The organism is Vibrio sp. M250220 (assembly GCF_036533795.1).
Taxonomy (GTDB): Bacteria; Pseudomonadota; Gammaproteobacteria; order Enterobacterales; family Vibrionaceae; genus Vibrio.
Window position 1 is genome coordinate 1 of the sequence record NZ_JATABI010000188.1, and the last position, 593, is coordinate 593.

Sequence of the window (593 nt, forward strand, 5' to 3'; positions counted from 1 at the left end):
ATGTTTCCAAAAGAAGTCTCGTTTGGTCACTTCGTTTCATTGAAACCTAATTTGAAACCCCTCTTTATTTAGAGAAATTTCTAATTGGATTATCATCAACGAGTGCCCACACAGATTGATAGGTTTATATTGTTAAAGAGCTTTGCTTTTTGAGAACACTTTCTCTCGAAGCGGAGGTGAATTCTAGCGAGATAATTTGAAGAGTCAAACACTTTTTCAAATTTATTTTGTTAGAAGCTTTTCACCTCGCTGACTATTGCTGAAGCCTTGCGGCGTCTGCCCTGTCAGTGGATGCGCATTATAGGCAGTTCCTTTTTTAAGGCAAGTAAAAAGATGCTTTTTTTTCATAAAAAAGGGCTAAGTGGACATTAATCACTCAGATCAACATTTACACCCATTTTACCCTCAGGTTAGCCACGATTTGTTCACAAATCACTGTGGGTAACTAGGGCGTGTTGATCTTTGCTGTACGTTTTATGCTCAGCAATACATTGGTAGCCACATTAACATAAATGCCAGCGATACCATGCTGGCATAGTTCCTTTTCAACTTGTCATATCTAGTGGATATTGCTCGATAATGCTTGATTTTAG

At 38.1% G+C, this 593-nt stretch carries 1 pseudogene; it reads right to left on the reverse strand.

Features of this window, described 5'->3' with window-relative positions:
* Positions 1–480 precede the first annotated feature (480 nt).
* Positions 481–593, reverse strand: a pseudogene (locus QTN94_RS20335) (IS5/IS1182 family transposase); the annotation flags it as partial.